Source organism: Microcoleus sp. FACHB-831 (assembly GCF_014695585.1).
GTDB lineage: Bacteria > Cyanobacteriota > Cyanobacteriia > Cyanobacteriales > FACHB-T130 > FACHB-831.
In genome coordinates, this window is sequence record NZ_JACJON010000013.1 from 26,027 (window position 1) to 45,262 (window position 19,236).

Here is a 19,236-nt window from a genome sequence, read left to right on the forward strand (position 1 = left end):
TGATTTATGCGGGCATACTTAATAAGAAGTTACCAGCACCTCCGTTATTTTGCCTCGCTTCCCCGCCTTAGAGTTAATTGAGCGCGATGCTGATATTGTATGAATGTTGAAGCCGCTGTATAGATCCCGAATAAACCCACAATCGGAATTAGAGAGCATAACTTTTACTCCACGCGATCGCAGTTCTGCAAAAATGTCTCTAAGTTTAATTTGCTCCTCTTCGTTGAAGAAGTTGCGACTGTAAGCGGTGAAGTTACTTGTCTGGCTTAGAGGATAGTAAGGCGGGTCAAAGTAAACAAAATCTTGGCTAGTTTTGGCATATTCCAAAACTGATTTAAAATGTCCTGTTTCTATTTTAGCAAATTTAAGTGCAATCGAGGCGCTTCGGAGTATATCTGGCTGACATATTTGAGGGTTTTTATATGTACCGATCGGTACATTAAATTGACCGCAGCGATTTTCTCTATATAGACCGTTAAAACAAGTTTTATTCAGATAAATCAGCCTTGCGGCTCTTTCTATATCAGAGCCAGTAGTACGAGAGCGCAAATAGTAGTAATAATCACCGCTATGTCTGGCGCGATGTTCTGACAACAGTTCAATCAACAGCTCTACATTATCTCGAACGCAGCAATAAGTATTAATCAACTCTTGATTAATATCCATTAAAATAGCTTCTGCTGGAAGTAAATGAAAAAATACAGCGCCACCCCCCAAGAATGGCTCATAGTAATTTTTAAAATCTGTGGGGAAATAGGGAAGGTATTGCCCAATCAGCTTGCTTTTACCACCAGCCCATTTAAGAAAAGGACGCGGCGCTAATTTTTCTGTAGCCTGAGTTGACATTTATATTTCCGGGCGTCGTGGATGGGGCGTTTCGCCCTCTAGTATTAGGCAGTGGGGCATCTGTAGAGCTTTTAGGAATTCAAGGGCTAGTAGGCTATACTTGTCGAACTGGCTGACAAATGCTAACAGTTAGAGTGCAGCGATCGCGATTCAGGCAAAATGCCTGCACTAGACAATTATGTTTGATGGGTTTTGGACTAACGTCTCTCGGTACTTCAGCTACTTTATCAGCATCACTCTGGGGATTTTCTTATATTCCTTCGAGCGAGTGCAAAATTTTTTCAAGCGCCCAACCACAGCTATAGCTACGGTTGGCTTTCTCTTAGCCGCCATAACCTTTGTTGCCCTAACCCTCCGGGCGATGTTGGGATTGAGTCCAGTTTAGTAGTATCTGAAAAAATTTGCTCGTACTGTCTTGAAGACAGCGGATGATTATGGCTACAGACCGTCGTGTTTCTCGTGTTGGAGCGCTAATTCAACGCGAAATCAGCCAAATGCTGGTTAACGACATCAAAGATGACCGCGTGGGTGCTGGTATGGTCAGCGTAACCGATGTGCAAGTTTCCGGCGATCTCCAGCACGCCAAAATCTTTGTCAGCATCTATGGTACTGAAGAAGCAAGAGCCGAAACCATGGATGGGCTAAAAGCGGCAACTGGCTATGTGCGTCGAGAACTCGGACAGCGGGTACGCCTGCGCCGCACTCCAGAGGTGCTGTTTGTAGAAGATCGCTCCCTAGAACGCGGTGACAGGGTGCTGTCGCTGCTAAACCAAATTTCGAGCGATCGCCCAAACAAGAATGACGAAGAAGATATCCTTGGGGCAGAAGAATAACTACTTTTGAGTTTTAGGGGGCAAATTTTACCTGAATGCCATAAATCCAAACGAAAAATATTTATGAACCCGCCCTTGCTAGAAAATGTAGGGGCGGTTTTAATTAAGCTGTTGCATATTTAATTTGCTCCCGCACTGGCCAAAAGTTTTGCAGCCCATAGCTGTTCTTGCTTTTACATAACCTGACAGGCTTTAGGACATACGCCCCGCCCAGACGCTTCGCGCTTTTAACTTACCTAGCACAGCAATATCATCTCTTCTTACTCAAAACAACAAGCCCGCCTTACTTTAAGGTTTATGAATGACACCCCCATGCTGCCCGATTTAGACGCCCTTTCCCTCGAACAACTTGTTGCTCAAATGTTCGTGGTGCGCTCGTCTGGCTTCCTGTTCGACCACCAAATCAAGTATCCTGACTGGGAACCCCCAGCCGAACAGCTACAGCACTGGGTAGAAGATTTGGGTGTGGGTGGCGTTATTTTACTTGGAGGCAGTGCGGGTGAAGTAGCGCTGAAAACGCAACAACTCCAAAGCTGGGCAAAAATTCCTCTACTCATAGCCGCTGATATTGAAGAAGGTGTCGGGCAGCGCTTTAGCGGTGCAACTTGGTTTCCGCCGCCGATGGCAGTTGCCGCAGTTGCCCGCAGAGATCCTGCTCTTGCCATCCGCTACGCCGAAGAAATGGGCGCCAGCACCGCCCTCGAAGCTTTAGCGATTGGCATTAACTGGGTGCTTGCTCCTGTTGTGGATGTTAATAACAATCCCGATAACCCAGTGATCAACGTGCGGGCGTTTGGCGAAGAGCCATCTGAGGTCTCTGCGTTGGCTACTGCTTTCATTCGGGGGGCGCACCGCCATGCAGTTTTAACAACTGCCAAGCACTTTCCCGGACACGGCGACACGGCTACTGATTCCCATCTAGATTTGCCCGTGTTGCCGCATTCAGCTTTCAGGTTGGCTGATGTTGAACTCCCGCCGTTTCAAGCTGCGATCGCATCTGGTGCAGACGCGGTGATGAGCGCCCACCTGCTCATTCCCAGTTGGGATACTGAATTCCCCGCAACTTTATCCAAGCGGATTTTAACTACTCTGCTGCGGGAGGAGATGGCATTTGAAGGCTTGATTGTTACTGATGCCTTAGTTATGGGCGCGATCGCCAACCGCTATGGCGCAAACGAAGCCCCACTCTTAGCCCTAGAAGCTGGCGCTGATATTTTACTCATGCCAACAGATCCCCCCGCTGCTATTCAAGCCATCTGCGAGGCTGTGAAAAATGGGCGCATTACTGTCGAGAGAATTCGCGCTTCTGTCGAGCGCATTTGGAAAGCCAAACTCAAAGTCTGCTCTTCCTCTCGCTCTCCCGAACATATTACGTCTTCTTTGGCTAAACCCGCTGCAATGACAACCGCGGCCAATATTTTGCAACACGCCCAGATTGTTTGCGGTTCCGTCCCACTACCTGCCCGCAGCGGCAATTTACGCAATTTAATTGTTTTAGATAACGCCTTGGGCTGCGACTTCCTCACTCAACATACCCCTGCTGTGGCTCTACCGAGATCTTTGGGTTATGAACTCCAACTGCTCGACCGCCACACTACTTTACTTTCTGACTGGGTGTTTTATCATAAATCTGCCTTACCCGTACAGCCGACAATATTACAACTGTTCATTCGCGGCAACCCCTTCCGAGGCAGTGCTGGACTCACGCCTGTCGCGCAGGCTTTGTTTAAAAGATTGTTAGAGAACTCCAATCTACTCGCGCTGGCGATCTATGGTAGTCCTTACATTCGAGGGCAGTTTGTAGCGCAATTACCGCCGGAGATACCTTGCGTCTTTTCCTACGGTCAGACCCCACAGGCTCAGGCGATCGCGCTTAAAGTTTTGTTTGGTTCCTCAACAATTAGCCCTTAAAGAGCGACTATTTTTAATTTTTCTTAACCATTAATCTACACCCATATTTAATTAACAGGGTTACGCTTGAGTGTGATGCTTCTCAGGCTATTTGTTTGTCATCCGCATATTGACAGATTTCTTTTATGTCAAAGTTCCCTGACTTTTGCATTATCTATATATACGATTAAATAGTTTGTAACTGCCTATACTGAAATAATTTTGTGTTCGCGATACAGGATTTTGTTTTATATTAGTTTATAAGTTCTAGGTACTTAATTTAGAGGCTGAGACAATGAATCTTGAAACATTGGCAAGCGTCTCATCTGTGCAATACTCCATCGACGTACTTCAAGAGGAAGCACGCCAGCTCATAGAGCAAGGGATTGTTAGTCGTCAGCAACCCATCTATGTGCTATGCCAATACATTCCCGCCCGCGAGTGGGTATGTGTTGAATGCGAGTTAGAAAGATGTGACTTTTTGCTCCGCGATCGCATTGGCGATTTGGTCGGGCAAGAAGCATGGCAAAATGATTAATCAATCTTGTTGAGAAAAAGACTGTTTGCGGAAACAAAGCATTTTATATCACCTTGAATATTAATAAGGAAGACTGGTATAACCTGCTAGGTTGCCGATCCTTGCTTAATAATCGATTTTACGGATGTATCATCCGGTTGAGATTGATATAATTAAAACCCGCGATCGCCCAACTGTAAGGCACTCGGACGGCATTACAAAATATAACTGCTTGCTAAGGGTCGAAGGCTAGCGCCGTCCGCGCCGCCTCCAAGGATACCCTAATCAATCCCTTATCTATATATTTGAGTCTGGGTTCCGCAGGTTTTCCAGCTCAATGCGGATTGCAGCTATTTGTGCAGTCAATTCCTGTAGGTCTAGCTGCACGCTGGGCGGTGCGACTGTTTCCGTCGCCCCTGGGGTATCCGCCGTTGTCTGGGAAGCAGGGGGGTTATTGCGTTGCGCGAGCATATTGTCAACGAAAGTTCTGGCTTCTACTTCCGTTACCGCTCCTTTGTCTGCAAACTCTTCAACCAGTTGATTTAAATCCGTTCTGAGCAACTCAAGATTGCGATCGCGCTTTTGAGCATCTTGCACGCTCTCAATCGCCGAAGCCGTCGCGCCTAATGTAACGCGAAAGCCTTTTTGCACTAACTGAATCAAATTGTCAGGGTTCATTCTAGCAGGGGTAAATCAAGGTAAGACAGCCCTTGAGAATTAATATGCCGAATTTGCGGGCAGATACAAACGCGGGGTAGGTAAGCTATTACAGCGAACCGACCTGCGTCTGGACTCTACCGCAAGTCAGAATACCCAAGAAGGTATTATGCTTAACGATCAAGCTGATGGCATCCTCCTTAAGGAGGGGGTTGGTTTAGCTGGCCTGTTCAACGAACTGACTGACATCTTCAATCAAGCGAGTAAGTTCAGCTTCTGTAGTCAAGCGGATGCGGTCGTCTCGCAGAGTAATCAAAACTTTGGCAGCAAAGGGACTCGGCCAGATATTAGGATTGCAAAAAATCTCTAGAAACACTTCCCCGGTGTATTGATATTCCATAGGTTTTTGGGGAGTGGTTTTGCCTCCCTTAGTAGCGGCAACCTTGAGGCTTGCCATTAATTGCGCGATCGCTTCTTGTAAATTCTGGGCTGCCTCTAGAGTAAAGTTGCAGGCAACAGAACCTTCAACCAGGTTGAGCATTAGTTTTGAAGACATGAGCAATTAATCTTAAGATCATCCTACTAATGCTAAAAGATATAGTCTGTTCGCGAAAGGTAGCGCCTAGAAAATTAAGCTGCACGGGCTGCTATTAATTAAAAATATTGTCAATAAATTCAGATTAAAAACACATAAAACCGTTATTTAAAAAGCTTTTTAGACATTTTCCATCCTTATTTAAGCTCTAGACTAGATGTCATAGAACTTAATAGTAAATCCAGGGGGATTCCATGACCCTAGATAACCGCTCTACAGTGCGTAAGGTTTTAATCATCACCTTACTGCTCAACCTGTTCGTGATGGCGTTAAAAGCAGTAGTAGGGTCGTCTACAGGTTCCCTCAGCTTGCTAGCTGATGCCTTGCATAGCGTCACAGATAGCGCCAACAACATACTAGGATTGATTACCAGCAGGTTTTCCTCGCCCGCGCCCGACCGCGACCACCCCTACGGACACCAGAAATTTGAAGCAGTGGGGGCGCTGGGAATAGCCGCTTTCTTAGGGATCGCCTGCTTTGAAATTTTGCAAGGGGCAGTAGAGAGGATTCTCAAAGGCAGCGACCCAGTTAAGATATCACCACCAGAACTGTGGTTGCTGTTACTTGTGCTGGGCATTAATATTTTCATAGCCTTCTACGAGCGGCGAGAGGGGCAACGGGTGGGCAGCCCGATTTTGATTGCAGACGCCACACACACCATGAGCGATGTTTGGGTAACGATCGCAGTCCTTCTGGGGTTGATTGGCGTTTGGCAAGGGATACAGTGGCTCGATATAGTTTTATCTTTTCCAGTCGCTTTGTTGGTGTTTTGGAGTGGCTGGTCAGTGTTAAAAGAAAATTTGCCTTGGCTGGTGGATGAGATGGCGATCGCTCCAGAAGCAATTCATGCCATAGTCATGCAAGTCCCAGGAGTAATTAACTGCCACGACATTGCATCCAGAGGCGTTGTCGGGCGTCAGGTATTTATTGAAATGCACCTAATTGTAGACGCAAATGATGTAGAAGCCGCTCACCGCATTACCGAAGAAGTCGAAAGCCAACTAGAAGCAAAATTCCGCCCGGTGCGTATTATGATTCACGTCGAACCACCCGCTTATCGCTCCGACCTAATTAGCTATGAATCGGAATCAAAACGCGGGTAGTTTTCCACAGGTAATATGACTTTTCCACAGAATTTGACGAGTTTTCCACAGGTAAATCCAGGCTGATGGGCGCGTACCTTAGTTTAATTACCAGTCGCGAGGGGTTCGTCAGTCGATTCGCACGGGTGAAACGTTAAAGCTTTTTGGCAGTTGTCGTCAATTCGACTAACCGTAAGTTTCTTATCAGCGTCGTAGTTGTAATTTTTTAGTAAGCAAGACGGCGCGATCGCTCCTCAATCAGTTACAACAAAATGCTAGCGATCGCCGCCTTGATCAAACAAACAAGTTAATCAATCATAATTTTTAGATGTACTTCGCTCGTCTAAACTAATTGGCCCAGCACCAAAAGCGTACACCATCAGCAATCCACCAATAAGGGATAAATTTTTCAGAAACTGAATTACCTGCATGCGATCGCCAAAATCGGAGTGAAAGATTAGCGTAGTTGGAATCATAAATACGAGCAGCGCGATCGCACCCCAACGCGCTTTGTAACCCAACAACACTGAGAGTCCACCCACCAGTTCAGCAACAATTGCACCGACAAGCAACAAACCCGTCAGCGCTTGCGGGATGCCCTTGGAAGCCATAAACTGTTGCGTACCGCCAAAGCCCGTAATCTTGTCAAAAGCGGACTTAAAAAAAATAACGGTCAAGAAAACCCGCGCTATGAGTGGAATGTACCTTTGCATATTTATCACCTAGTTTCATCTTGCTTTTAAACTTATAACAACATACCCGCGATCGCAGCAGTCATAAAATCTGCAACTAGAGATGTGGGGGCAGTCCTAAAGAAAGTATTAACCCTGTCGTGCGGATTGTCGATTTGATAGTTTGAATAAGAGTGGATGACCAAAACCTCCAGGGCTGGTAGAACCATAAGGAGAAAATTAAATGGTACGAATTTTTCTTTCAGCGGGTCATGGTGCTGGCGATCCGGGTGCGGGAGCTGGTGGGACAACGGAAGATAGAGAGATGAGGCTGGTGCGGGATGCTACTGTCGCTGAACTGCGATCGCGCGGTTGCGATGTCACGTCTGTTCCTGATTATCTTAGTCTGATAGAAACTATTAGCTGGATCAACGATCGCGCCCGTCGCGGTGATGTGGCTTTAGAAATCCACGCAGATGCATACGGTAACACCAACGTGCGCGGTGCTAGCGCTTACTATGCTGAGGGTAACGAGCAGCGAGAAAGCGATACTCAATTATTACTGCGATCGCTACTTGAGTCAGTTTCTGGATTACCCAGTCGTGGAGTTAAACCGGATACTTCTACAGGCGTTGGTAGTTTGGGCTTCTGTCGTCAAATAAGTATTCCGTCTATTTTGATGGAGTTGGGCTTTCTCACAAATCCTAGCGATCGCGCTTTAATGCAACGCAGGCGCAAAGATTATGCTAATGGCCTTGCTGATGGTTTGCAAGCTTGGAGTGAGAGGGAAGCTAGGCGGCAAGGCTTGACTCCACCCCCTCCGCGTGCCTACCCAGTTATTAGTATCAAAATTAACGGCCAGTTTTATAGAAAGCAGGGAATTTTGGTTAATGGTAATGCCTCCGTCCCTGTTGTTTTCTTTAAGTCTTTAGGAATCGATCCGGCTAAAGCCACAGGGTTACGCCAAGTAAACTACCGCAATGTGGCCTATGTCAAAGCGGTTGATTTGCAGCAGTTTGGGGTTTCTGTTAAATGGGATAATCCAAACAAGACAGTTATCTTAACTACTAAGTAGTTCATGAATGCTTCCCAAACGCGATCGCTCTCTACCATCGTCCTCGCAGGTGGACAAAGTTCTCGCATGGGTCGAGATAAAGCCTTGATAGCTGTCCGAGGCGTGCCGTTACTCCAGCAGATTTGTGATGTTGCTCTCCAATGTGCTTCTCAAGTCTATGTAGTCACGCCTTGGCCACAAAGGTATCAAGAGATACTTCCCAGCAGATGCATTCTTGTTCAAGAACAGCCTCTACCTGGGGAAACGGTTAAAGAATCTCCTCACGGGCCACTCGTGGGATTCTCTCAAGGGCTAGCGCAGGTGCAAACAGAGTGGGCGTTGTTACTCGCCTGCGATTTGCCCCAACTTCGAGTTGATATATTGCAAAATTGGTCATCGGAGTTGGAAAACGCACCAAAAGATGCGATCGCGCTTCTAGCACGACACCCCAAAGGATGGGAACCGCTTTGTGGTTTCTACCGCCGCAGTTGTTTGGCGGTGCTAACTGAATATATTGATGGTGGGGGAAGATCTTTTCAAGGTTGGTTGGCGCAAAATTCCGTCGAGGAATTGCCGTTAAGCGATCGCGCTCTATTATTTAATTGCAACACACCCGACGATCTTAAAAAGATATGAATAAGATTTAGGCAAAAAAACTTAGTTTCTACAAAAAATCGTTGGTTGCTATTCCCCACGCTCTAATTTAAAGTAAAGCGAATAAAAGGGCTACTGCCAGCAGCGTCGCCGGGAGTGCTAAGAAGAACAGCAGCGCCATTTGAGTCCATGCTCTTTGCAGCGCTTTAAATTCAGCAATACTATTCCAACGTCTGGTTTTCCAAGCCCATTCATTACCCATTGCTCCCAGCATGATCGCCACAAAGAAACCCATCGGCGGTATAAAAAAAGCGCCAAAAGATAAAGCGCCAATCCAAACCCTATGGGACATCGACCAAAACGGAGCCAAAAGAAAAGCCCCCCAATTCCAGCCCAAAATTTCAGCCGGGACGCTTCCATTACTCAAAAAACCCTGCCCTGAAGTATTAGCTAAACTATTGGATAACTCAGCAAGATACGATGGCTCAATGTCAGCAGCGCGTTGCGGGTATCTCTGGGCAGATTTTAGCGCCGCCAATGCGCTTCGGGCGCTGGCAAACCTTTGTTCGAGAGCGGGTTCTGTTAGTTGCTCAATCCAACGCACCAACCCAGGACTAACGCTCACGTTGTTTGCAAAGCAAATCCGCAAATTCTGTTGGGGTAAGTCAGCAGGCGTTCTCCCAGTTAACAAGTGAATCAGAGTTGCACCCAAGGCATAGAGATCTGACGCAGGTACGGTTCGTCCCCAAAATTGTTCTAAGGGCGCATAGCCGCAAGTACCAACAACCGTAAAGGTTACGCCCTCAACACCAGCTCTATCCTGAACTGCGCCAAAATCCACTAAATACACCCGCTTATCTTCTGCGAGGATAAGATTGCTGGGCTTAATGTCGCGGTGGAGAACGGGCGGACTCAACTCGTGCAGATATATGAGAATGTCCAGCACAGAGGTTGCTATGTGACGTATCTGGGATTCGTTGAAGCGATCGCCTCTAGCTAATATCTGTTGCAGCGATGCACCTGGAATATGTTCCTGCACCAAGCCAAACCACGACAACCCACTACCGCTCACGTTGTCGAGGGAAAAATAATCGCGATAGCGGGGAATCCTGGGATGCTGGAGATGTTTGAGGACTTGCGCCTCGCGCTCGAACAGCTTGAAGTCGTCCCACTGTAGATGGGGACTAAAAGCCAGCAATTTAACAATTACCAGTTCTCTCGGATTGGCAGACAAATCAATTGCCAGCCAAGTTTGTCTGCCCGCATTTTTGTTTAATGGTTCTTTAAGTTGATAGCGCTCATGCAGTATCTGCTCTGCTTGCAGCATTTAGTCACCATTCCTTACAGCCGCGATCGCTTTCTCAATCTAGCGAGAACTAACTGCCGAGTGCCATAAGCAATTGCGGATCGTATTTATAGTTGATAATTCGTTGCTGATTGCCATGAATCATCAAGCATGAATTATTAGGTATTACACTTCGCGGGCTTCTGCCAAGATTGGTGCGGGGTAACAGCAGGTGCTGCGGCTGTAAGGGTAACTTCTCCTTTCTCGTTCACTACCCACCCTTGAGCTTCCACAATCCGATTTGGCATTTGGGATTTGGCATTTTGAATTGAGGGCGCGAGGTAAGTTCTCCCCTGCTCCCCTGTTCCCCTGTTCCCTTGGTTTCTCGGAGTGCCCAAATCCACCAGCACCCCTTCATCACCTAGAGGTTCGTTGGGGTTGGCAGGCAAACCACCTTTCCCGGTAACGACAAATTTGCTTTCTGGTCGATCGCTGCTGGCTTGGCAGCCTTGTCCTACCAATCCTTCGACATCAACAGGAGTTGCTTCCAAGGTAGATAAATCCTGACTGGGATCTACTCCAAGGGTAAAGATCTCGACAATACCATTGACTCCAAACTCCGAACGGGCAGTAATGTCGCTTGAGGGGGTAAGGCGATCGCGGAACTTAAGCCCATAAACGCCATCAGTTGTAAGATTTATATACCCTCCGTTGCCTCCAACTGCATTGGCGAAGATATCGCTATTTTCTTTGGGAACAGCGACCACAAATGGGGAATCAATAATAATGTTGCCTCCATTGCCCGTCTTGCCTGATGTGGCAGAAATAGAACTGTTATTCCGCAGCAGCACGAATTTGTCTGCGTCTAAAATCATGTTCCCGCCTTCGCCCGTCGTAGTTCCTGCCCTGAGAAATCCTTGGTTGTCAAGCTTTATAGATTCGGAGGCGTTAATTAGTAAGTTGCCTGCGTTGCCTGTACCTTTGCTATCTACAGCAATGCCAGCGCGATCGCCGATAGTTAAATTCCTCGTGTCTATCGTGATAATGCCACCGCTGCCCGTTGCTCCCGATTCCACATTACTGAAGATCGAAGTGCCCTCGCCTGCTACAGACACGCGATCGCGGGTATCAATAAATATGGCCCCCGCATCTCCCTGTCCATAAGTGCGGGCATTGAGTTGAGCGCCATCTGTTAAAGAAAGCGTCCCAGCGGTAATGGTAATGGCGCCACCGTTGCCAGTTGCTTCCGATTCCACGTTACTGAAGATCGAAGTGCTATTGCCTGATATAGATACGCGATCGCCTGCATCAATACTGACGTATCCCGCATCTCCCTGTCCATAAGTGCGGGCATTGACTTGAGCGCCATCTGTCAAAGAAAGCGTCCCAGTGGTGATGCCGATGTAGCCACCGCTTCCCGTTGCTCCCAATTCCACATTGCTGTATATGGAAGTGCCCTCGCCTGCTACAGACACGCGATCGCCCGCAGTTATATCGACGAATCCCGCATTCCCCTTTCCAAAAGTGCTGGTATCAAGTAGAGCGCCATCTGTCAAAGAAAGCGTCCCAGTGGTGATGCCGATGTAGCCACCGCTTCCCGTTGCTCCAGGGTAGACAATGCTGGAGATCGAAGCGCCATTGCCTGATATCGATACGCGATCGCCTGCAATTATATTGACGTATCCTGCATCCCCTTCTCCAAAAGTGCTGGTATCAAGTTGAGCGCCATCTATCAAAGAAAGCGTCCCAGTGGTGATGCCGATGTAGCCACCGCTTCCCGTTGCTCCAGGGTAGACAATGCTGGAGATCGAAGTGCTATTGCCTGATATAGACACGCGATCGCCCGCATCAATAATGACGAATCCTGTATCCCCCTTTCCAGCAGTACTGGCAGTCAGAAGTGCGCCATCTGTCAAAGAAAGCGTTTCCGTTGTGATGTATATGTCACCACCTTTGCCCGTTGCTCCCAATTCCACATTACTGAAGATGGCAGTGTTTTTGCCTGCAATAGAGACACTATCGCTAGCATTAATAATTACTGTCCCCGCATCGCCCTGTCCAGAAGTACTGGCATCGAAAAATGCACCTTCGCTTAGGGAAACAGACTGTGCTTGGATATTAATTTGTCCGCTATCGCCAATAGCATTTTTTCCGACAGCGTTTTCAATAGAGCTATTTTGTATTGCGATCGCTCCAGTTGCATTCAGTGTAATATCTCCGCCTTTACTACCGATATCACCCCCTCCTGGCAGTATTCCAGCAGTCAGCTTGCTTCCTCCTAAAATATTTAAATTTGCTGCGTTGATAGTAATGCTGCCGCCATTATTAGTAGTTGCATCAACAATAGCGCCGTTTGTAATAGATACATTCGAGCGTTGCACGCCAGCCGGAAAACTTAAACTCAAGTTATCGCCATCTACCTTTAGCGCGATCGCTCCTGGAGAAGCCAATCCTCCCAACTCAATTCGACCGCTTAATGCGTCTAATTTTCCACCATTTACGTTCACATCGCCACCAACTAACAGCAAATTCAACCCCTCATAAAGTTGCAAGTTGCTATTTGAAGTTACAATCGGTTTCGGCGAACTTAAAGTAGAAATAAATCCACTAGGATCGCCAACTAATGTCAATAAACTATTGCCATCGCCGGGATTCGTAGCGCTAAATTTGCCCCCGTCAGGCCACACTAAAGCATCTAATGTTGTAGCTACAAACGAGCCTTTTCCTCCTGTAAAACCTACGTCTAAAGAAGCATTTGCACCAAACTGAATGCCGCTAGGGTTAACCAAAAAAAGATTTACATTACCACTATTCGTGTAAATTTTTCCATTAATAAAAGAGGGAGTTCCCCCCGTAACGCGAGTCAAAATATTTGTAATATCCGGAGCGCTATCAAAATTTACCCTCTCGCCTATATCGAGGTTAAACTTTCCAAAGCTATGGAATAGATTAGTTCCAACTGTCTTCCCATCTGATTCGAGAATCTCGTATATTGGGCCAGTCAACGGCCTCGCCGTTCCCAAAGTTCCATCTAAAGTGATGCTTTGGGCAAAAGCGCACCCAGAATGGGGTAAAAAGTAAAAAGTAAAAAGGCTAAAGAAAGAAGTAAATATTTTCTTTTTGCCCTCATTTCCAGACAAATCATGAGAATGTTTTTGCTTTTTCATAGCCAATTTCCCACCATAACAAAGGGTGCCCAAAAATACGGATGCCTATACTCAGGCTTTTGCAATAGACTTTGTTGAGCGCGACGCAGCGCCTCGGCTTTGGTTACAGAAGTATTGCCTAATTCGCGGTAGAAGCCAGTCATAAGGTTTGCAGTCGCTTCATCACTTACATACCAAAGACTGGCTACCGTACTGCGTGCCCCTGCCTTTATTGCTACACCTGCCAGCCCCAAAGCCGCCCGCTTATCTCCACTCGCCGTTTTACAAGCACTCAGCACGAGTAACTCAATTGCAGTGCCTTTTTTTTCTCGACTTCGCAGTAAATTATCTAACTGATTGACATTAATTTTACCATCCCAAGTCAGAATAAACGTATCCTCAGCTTTGGAACTAAACTCGCCGTGAGTGGCAATATGAACGACGGGAAAGGGAGTATTTTGAATTGCTTGTTGCAGGGCAATGCTAGTAAATTGCTGGTCTAACAAAACCTTACTAGGAACCTCGGATTTAATGGTTCGCAATTCCTCAGCCACTTGGGGCAGTGCAGAGAAATTTTGACGTGCTTCGGTTAGTCCGGCGGTTAGAGCTTTTAAGGGCTGGCGTGCTAACGGTTTGGGGTCTAAAAGTTGCAATCCAGGCGTGAGGGCAATGCCATATTTTTCCACCAGATATTGTTTTCCATCGTGAAGCGTCGCCATCGGCACGTTCAAAAATGGCCCATCGAGGACAAAGACTAGGGTTTTTATTTGCGACTTTTCTAGGTCTGCCTCAATTGGTTTAATTAACCAGTTATATACTTTTTGGGAGACGGGTAAAAAGTTGCGATTGGTGCGGGTTACTAACAACTGGCGCAACTGAACGACGGTTTTTTCTATTTCGGTTCGCGAGATTGGCGTCGTGTAGTGGCGCAAGGGGGCGTCAGGTTGGGAGACGATCGTTTCCAACCTATCCTCTAAAATAATTGGATAGATCGCGACTGCTTTGCGATCCACTTGGTCAATTTGTTTGGGGCTAGCGGTCAAACAATTTTCGCGAAAGAAGTTGTCTAGTTCGGCTAATTGTAGGGATTCAATAGTCTGACGAGCTTTTATTAAGTTTTCCTGGCTGGGTTGTGAACCTTCATCTGGTTGTAAAAGCAAGCTTACTAATTGACGGTAGACGGGTTCGACACTTTCTCGGAAGGAGAATTGCACGTCGGAATTAATGGCAACTAGGTCGGTGCGTAATAACTGGAGGCTGTTGACTGCTTGAGTGTAAGCAGCGATCGCTTGTTTATTTTTTCCCTGTAGTTTCAGCAATCTCCCCATCTGCCACTGCCATTTATATGCTATGTCTGACGCATCTATTGACTGGGCTAAAATCAAGGCTTGGCTGCTAAGAGAAATTGCCTCCGACCACTGCTTGCTTTGTTCGTATACGTTACCCAGTCCGCCAAGTGCATATGATTCGGCTCTCGGATCTTTGAGTTGTCTAGCTTGTTCAACAGCGGTTGCTAATAATTGCGCCGCTAACAATTTTGGATTTTGGATTTTGGATTTTAGATTATCTATAGGTAATGTAGGATCGTCTGATAATTTCATCAGACTTTGTGCTAGATTAATCCGCGCATCTACAGATTGGCGACTTGCAGGTAAGTTAGCAACAAGCGCTTCTATTTGCGGCCACAATGCCACTGCTTCTGCCTGCTGCTTGGTTTCTACTAACAGACTGAGTTGATTTAGAAGACTGTTTGCTTTGGTAGTTGGAGAAGCCGCGATCGCGGCTGCTTGTTGATAATATGCTAATGCTGCTTTAGTATCTCTTTGGGCGCGGCTGGTGTTACCCAAGCTTAAGAGAGCATTAGCGGTATCCCCAGAAGATTGCAACCTTTGCGCGATCGTTAAACTCTGCTCCAACACTTTGCGCGATTCGTCTACGTTGCCCACTAACCGCAACGCATTGCCCAGCGTATGCCCTGCTGCTGCTTTAGTCTGGGAGTCTGGTTCCGCCGAGAAACCCTGGTTTACCTGTTGCAGTGTTTCTAACGAGCGGCGATAAAGTCCGAGCGATCGCAAGGCTTGAGCTTGGTTGATTTTAGCCCGCAGCGAACCAACGCGCTCGCCTGCTTTTTCGTATGCCTCCGCTGCCTGCTGCCATGTATCTACAGCTTTTTCGGCGCTATGCAGTGCTAGTTGCAGACTTGCTTGGGTGTTAAGCGCTTGGGCCAAAACGAGTTTTGATTCCTTAGTGCTTGTCCCGCTATTTTTGAGGAGTTCCAAACTAGATGCGATCGCTTTCTCTGCCGATTTCCACTGTCCCAACTGTTGATAAGTTAGTGACAAATTACTCAGCACCATAGCCCTATTTACCACATCCCCCTTAGCCTCAAACTCCCCCTGTGCCTGCTGCCAAACAGCTAGCGCCGAGGAAAATTGCCCTGTTTCATACAACGTTCTACCCTGTTGCACCAAATCAGGATTTTGGAAGACTAATTCCTGAGTTGGAGTTGCAGCAAAAACTGGAGCGACTCCACTACACAAAAACACAGCCAAAAAGTAAACAAAATTTTCAAAAAGAAAAATATTTTGTTTTTGCATTTTTTTCATACGCTAAATACTGAATTAATTGTGTTTATAATTGATTGCCATTAACTATTTTCATTATCCTAGACAATATTTTATTATATGTGTAAACAATTATTTACATAAGGCTAATAAGCGAAGTATCATGTTTTTATTTCTAAATCCTTTCTTTCCTCTTCCTTTGCGTTCTTGGCGTCCTTGGCGGTTCATTTAACAAATCTTTTACCAAAACAAAAAAATTGCTATATTCCCATTACCTATTACCAATTTTCCATAAACCATGAACTATTTAAAAGGATTAAAAATTATCGAAAAATACAGACCATTTTCTTGCCACGTTCTGGGGTTGGACTTAACAGAAACTAAAGGAATGCCCCAGTCTAAACGGGCGCTGATATTGTCTCCCAAAGTCATCTGCAATCCCAAACCCACTGAAGCCAGCGTGCTAGGTTGCGCTACTTTCACTTCACCTCTATTCCAGGCAGTACCGACATCGACAAACGGTATCACCTGTAAAAGCACTTTAGATTCTGGAATCCTTAAAATTGGCAAACGCACTTCTGCCGTAAGCAAAGCGCCGTTATCAGCAAGCAGAGCATCTTGACGATAACCCCGAACGGTGTCCGCGCCACCTAAACCATATTGTTCTAGAGGCATGAGCGCTCTATCAGCCAGTTGCACGTCGCCGCGCACTAACAAAAGAGTATCCCGCGCTAAGAGCCGCACCCACTGCGCCTGTCCGCGCCAAGACACAAAGCGGCTGTCGGGGGCGCTATTGTTGATAGTGGCATCAAAAGCACCTAGACCGAAGTTGAACTGCGATCGCGCTGCAATCACCTCTTGAGTGTTCCGCTTCGTCCATTCTTGAAAAAATCTGATCGCCGAAATGCGCGTGCGTCCGTTTTCATCTGCGCCTGCTGATAGTGGAAAGGGAATCTCTAAAAGTGAGGTTTCGCTTTCCCGCCTAGAGGCTGTTAAGCCAAGCGCAAATTCTTGGCTAGGAGTTTGCACGATGGGCTGGCGATAAGTAATGTCATAGTAACGGGAAGCCGCTTGGATATCGATTAAGTTGAAAGGAGTCTCGATAACCTTGCTCGATGTTCTACCGTAGTTGAAGCTGAGAGTGCCGTTGCGTGCATTGATGGGTATCGTATAGCCGACATCTATGGCATTGCTACCATCGGTGTTGGTGTAACTGAAGTTGACTGCATCTCCCAGCCCTAGCAAGTTGCCTTCTCTTACCTGAAAGCCGCGCCGCAAGCTACCTACGCTGGGGGAACGACTATTATTGAGGATAGCTTCCGGGCCTCTAAATGATGGAGCTTCTCGTACATCTACGGTTAGCAAGCTGGTTCCCGGTTGGCTCCCAGCCGAGAGTTCGGCAGATACGTTACCGATCAGGGGATCGAGTTGCAGCAGGCGCAGGGATTCTAACAAACGATTGACATTTACAGGTTTTCGTGCGCCGATAGCCAAACGCGATCGCACATAATTTCGATTCAGTCGCCTCACGCCATTGACTTTGATATCCTCCAATCTCCCCTCAATTACCTGAATTGTGACAACACCCCTCTCCAGCTTTTGGGGTGGAATCAATGCACCAGAGGTTTGATAACCGTTGTCAACGTACAGCTTTGTTACCGCAGAACGAGCTTCTAAAAGTTCGGTGAATGTTAAAGGACGATTAGTATAGGGTTTGGTAATTTCTGCTAATTTTTTATTGCTAAATGCAGTATTGCCCGTAAACTCGAACCGCTCAACAGTGATAGTAGCTCCGGGGACGTTACCTGAAGGTACTTCGGGGGTAGGGGGCGTTGGCGTTTCACCCCCAGGCGGTGTAGGTGGTGCCAGTAGTTCTTGTGGTGGTGGTAGTGGCTGGGGTAGTTCTGGCTGTTGCGGCGTTGGTGGTTGAGGCGGCGTTACGATCCCCGGATCGTTTGGCGGTAGGTTAGGAACTTGAGCCAGAGGAAGAGAATTTTTAATTAATTCAGAAGTTTTTGTGGCTGGATTTTTGTCTTGTATCTCCTCAAGATCTAGCGTTTCGGAGGTTAAGGCTGACTGGCTCAAGTCGAATGAGCTATATAGCTGTTGCTCTTGGTTTAGCGACGCGATCGCCAAATCACCAGGTTCATTCCCCCCTAGCGCTGCTGTCTGGGCATTTACTGGCGCTACTAGCCAAAAATTTGTCAGAACAAGGATGTTCGCTAACTTGTAGTTAAAATTTTTTTCTAAGGCAACCATTATTAGTTAATAGCCAAATAAAATTTACGGTAAGCGTGGCATCAGAAAGTTAGGAGTTATCAGCTATGAACTATGAATTTCTAACGCCAAATTGTAAATCCATAATTCAAAATTCATTGAATTGAAGAAAACAGCGTCTCTACAACTGCTAACTCCTAACTGCTAATTTTTAACTTTTATCAACTATCAACATTCTTTAAAGATTGCCCAATCAATTGCCCGATCGCGGAGACGGAAACCTGGGAGATAAATCTCCGGGATAATCTGTCGCTGCAATACAACTCTCCATTGCCGTGCTAGGAGAAAAATCAATTTGCCCGCTCAAACCGATAACGCATTCAGAAAAGCGAGTAGGTAGAAGACTGCGGCGACAGTAATCAAGAACAGCTAGCGCCGGGGGGTTTTTGGTGCGGCGGTTGATATTAGTTACGCAGCTAGCTAAATCTGCGGGACGGCGCACGCGGGAGCAGGCGGAAAGAGCATCCTGACCGAGTATGGTCGTCCGCTTTTTGATATCAAGGACGCAGATGGATAATTCTCTAGGATGGAGGGCTTCTGCACAAGCGGGGCCTATTTGCTGTGGAGAAATACCAGCAGCCTGTAGTCTAGCAGCACAGGTACGATAATCGTTCCAATTTGCTGCCGTAGCGGGAAGGGTGTAGCCAGCCGCGCAGATCCCAGCGATCGCCACTGGAACAGCACAAAAGTTTTTGCTGATAAGCTTTTTCATCACGTTCAGTCTAAGGATGTTTCAAGCTAATTATTGCAATTAGTCTGCTCTAATGGCTGATTGTGCGAGCATAACCTGAGACTGGCGGCGATGCCAAGAGCAGCCACTATGAATGCGATCGCTCCGACGACAATAGCAGGCTAGCGGCTAGAGGTAACTGTGCATAGGCAAGTATGCGTTGTAAATAGCCCAAGAAAGGGCGATCGCACCCTGTAATGCTGCGAGTCTCCAGACTTGTAACCACAACACATTTGGTTGAGATTTGGAGGCGTTCATTTTACTGCCCCGCGTTTGTAATATTAAGGTAATTTAATTATTCAAACTCAGACAAAACTATGAAAAGAAAATCTTTACTTAGCTTAATAGTCGGTTTAACAGTTGCAACCTCTAGCTCCACATCCAATACTTCTCGGTTAAGCTCTAAGCAGTGTTGAGAATGGAGAAGTTAAGATGTTCACATTGAGTTCCAGTTCCCCTATGAAATGGCTTTTTAGACGGGAACTTTGAGCGAGA

The 19,236-nt window shown here is 46.7% G+C and carries 18 protein-coding genes; 7 read left to right on the forward strand and 11 right to left on the reverse strand.

What is annotated here, in order from left to right; genetic code table 11:
• Positions 1 to 18: 18 nt before the first annotated feature.
• Positions 19 to 846: a DNA adenine methylase gene (locus H6F77_RS01745; RefSeq protein WP_190484754.1), complete on the reverse strand. Its 828-nt coding sequence runs from the start codon at positions 844 to 846 to the stop codon at positions 19 to 21.
• Between the two features lie 178 nt (positions 847 to 1,024).
• On the opposite strand from H6F77_RS01745, the gene H6F77_RS01750 reads away from it, so the two are divergent.
• The 4 genes from H6F77_RS01750 to H6F77_RS01765 all read left to right on the forward strand — a co-directional run bounded on the left by H6F77_RS01750 (position 1,025) and on the right by H6F77_RS01765 (position 4,107).
• Positions 1,025 to 1,231 carry a DUF751 family protein gene (locus tag H6F77_RS01750; protein WP_190484756.1) on the forward strand — a complete coding sequence of 69 codons (207 nt, stop codon included), beginning with the start codon at positions 1,025 to 1,027 and terminating at the stop codon, positions 1,229 to 1,231.
• Positions 1,232 to 1,280: 49 nt separating this feature from the next.
• Positions 1,281 to 1,679 (forward strand): 30S ribosome-binding factor RbfA, encoded by a 399-nt coding sequence (gene rbfA / locus H6F77_RS01755; protein ID WP_190484758.1) that lies wholly within the window; start codon positions 1,281 to 1,283, stop codon positions 1,677 to 1,679.
• A 297-nt stretch (positions 1,680 to 1,976) separates the two neighbouring features.
• A complete protein-coding gene (locus H6F77_RS01760) occupies positions 1,977 to 3,590 on the forward strand; it encodes a glycoside hydrolase family 3 N-terminal domain-containing protein (protein WP_199321133.1) in 1,614 nt (537 codons plus the stop codon).
• 274 nt (positions 3,591 to 3,864) lie between these two features.
• Positions 3,865 to 4,107, forward strand: a complete 243-nt coding sequence (locus tag H6F77_RS01765; RefSeq protein ID WP_190484760.1) for a DUF4327 family protein — start codon at positions 3,865 to 3,867, stop codon at positions 4,105 to 4,107.
• Positions 4,108 to 4,383: 276 nt separating this feature from the next.
• Here the strand turns inward: H6F77_RS01765 and H6F77_RS01770 are convergent, their stop codons facing one another.
• The gene (locus H6F77_RS01770) at positions 4,384 to 4,764 is read right to left on the reverse strand and encodes a hypothetical protein (RefSeq protein ID WP_190484762.1); all 381 of its coding nucleotides are present in this window, start codon (positions 4,762 to 4,764) and stop codon (positions 4,384 to 4,386) included.
• Positions 4,765 to 4,960: 196 nt separating this feature from the next.
• Positions 4,961 to 5,299 carry a hypothetical protein gene (locus H6F77_RS01775; RefSeq protein WP_190484763.1) on the reverse strand — a complete coding sequence of 113 codons (339 nt, stop codon included), beginning with the start codon at positions 5,297 to 5,299 and terminating at the stop codon, positions 4,961 to 4,963.
• 233 nt (positions 5,300 to 5,532) lie between these two features.
• Between H6F77_RS01775 and cdf31 the strand changes: the two genes are divergently transcribed.
• On the forward strand, positions 5,533 to 6,441 hold the full coding sequence (gene cdf31, locus H6F77_RS01780) for a CDF family zinc efflux transporter Cdf31 (RefSeq protein ID WP_190484765.1): 909 nt from the start codon (positions 5,533 to 5,535) through the stop codon (positions 6,439 to 6,441).
• 290 nt (positions 6,442 to 6,731) lie between these two features.
• Here cdf31 and H6F77_RS01785 read toward each other — a convergent pair whose 3' ends face one another.
• Both H6F77_RS01785 and H6F77_RS01790 read right to left on the reverse strand, forming a co-directional pair.
• A complete protein-coding gene (locus H6F77_RS01785) occupies positions 6,732 to 7,133 on the reverse strand; it encodes a DoxX family protein (RefSeq protein WP_190484766.1) in 402 nt (133 codons plus the stop codon).
• 32 nt (positions 7,134 to 7,165) lie between these two features.
• On the reverse strand, positions 7,166 to 7,321 hold the full coding sequence (locus H6F77_RS01790) for a hypothetical protein (protein ID WP_190484768.1): 156 nt from the start codon (positions 7,319 to 7,321) through the stop codon (positions 7,166 to 7,168).
• Between the two features lie 14 nt (positions 7,322 to 7,335).
• On the opposite strand from H6F77_RS01790, the gene H6F77_RS01795 reads away from it, so the two are divergent.
• Together H6F77_RS01795 and H6F77_RS01800 are read left to right on the forward strand one after the other, a co-directional pair.
• Entirely contained in the window at positions 7,336 to 8,166 is an 831-nt protein-coding gene (locus H6F77_RS01795) for an N-acetylmuramoyl-L-alanine amidase (RefSeq protein ID WP_190484770.1), read from the forward strand.
• A 3-nt stretch (positions 8,167 to 8,169) separates the two neighbouring features.
• A complete protein-coding gene (locus H6F77_RS01800) occupies positions 8,170 to 8,781 on the forward strand; it encodes a molybdenum cofactor guanylyltransferase (protein ID WP_190484772.1) in 612 nt (203 codons plus the stop codon).
• Positions 8,782 to 8,848: 67 nt separating this feature from the next.
• Here H6F77_RS01800 and H6F77_RS01805 read toward each other — a convergent pair whose 3' ends face one another.
• The 6 genes from H6F77_RS01805 to H6F77_RS01830 all read right to left on the reverse strand — a co-directional run bounded on the left by H6F77_RS01805 (position 8,849) and on the right by H6F77_RS01830 (position 18,967).
• Positions 8,849 to 10,066 (reverse strand): serine/threonine protein kinase, encoded by a 1,218-nt coding sequence (locus H6F77_RS01805; RefSeq protein ID WP_190484774.1) that lies wholly within the window; start codon positions 10,064 to 10,066, stop codon positions 8,849 to 8,851.
• A 137-nt stretch (positions 10,067 to 10,203) separates the two neighbouring features.
• The gene (locus tag H6F77_RS01810; RefSeq protein ID WP_190484776.1) at positions 10,204 to 13,191 is read right to left on the reverse strand and encodes a two-partner secretion domain-containing protein; all 2,988 of its coding nucleotides are present in this window, start codon (positions 13,189 to 13,191) and stop codon (positions 10,204 to 10,206) included.
• Positions 13,188 to 15,776, reverse strand: coding sequence for a CHAT domain-containing protein (locus H6F77_RS01815; RefSeq protein WP_242021832.1), 2,589 nt, complete (start codon positions 15,774 to 15,776; stop codon positions 13,188 to 13,190). Before H6F77_RS01815 ends, H6F77_RS01810 begins: the two co-directional genes overlap by 4 nt.
• A gap of 261 nt (positions 15,777 to 16,037) precedes the next feature.
• Positions 16,038 to 17,993: a ShlB/FhaC/HecB family hemolysin secretion/activation protein gene (locus tag H6F77_RS01820; protein ID WP_190484778.1), complete on the reverse strand. Its 1,956-nt coding sequence runs from the start codon at positions 17,991 to 17,993 to the stop codon at positions 16,038 to 16,040.
• A 211-nt stretch (positions 17,994 to 18,204) separates the two neighbouring features.
• Entirely contained in the window at positions 18,205 to 18,723 is a 519-nt protein-coding gene (locus H6F77_RS01825) for a hypothetical protein (RefSeq protein WP_190484780.1), read from the reverse strand.
• Between the two features lie 106 nt (positions 18,724 to 18,829).
• Entirely contained in the window at positions 18,830 to 18,967 is a 138-nt protein-coding gene (locus H6F77_RS01830) for a hypothetical protein (RefSeq protein WP_190484781.1), read from the reverse strand.
• Positions 18,968 to 19,236 lie beyond the last annotated feature (269 nt).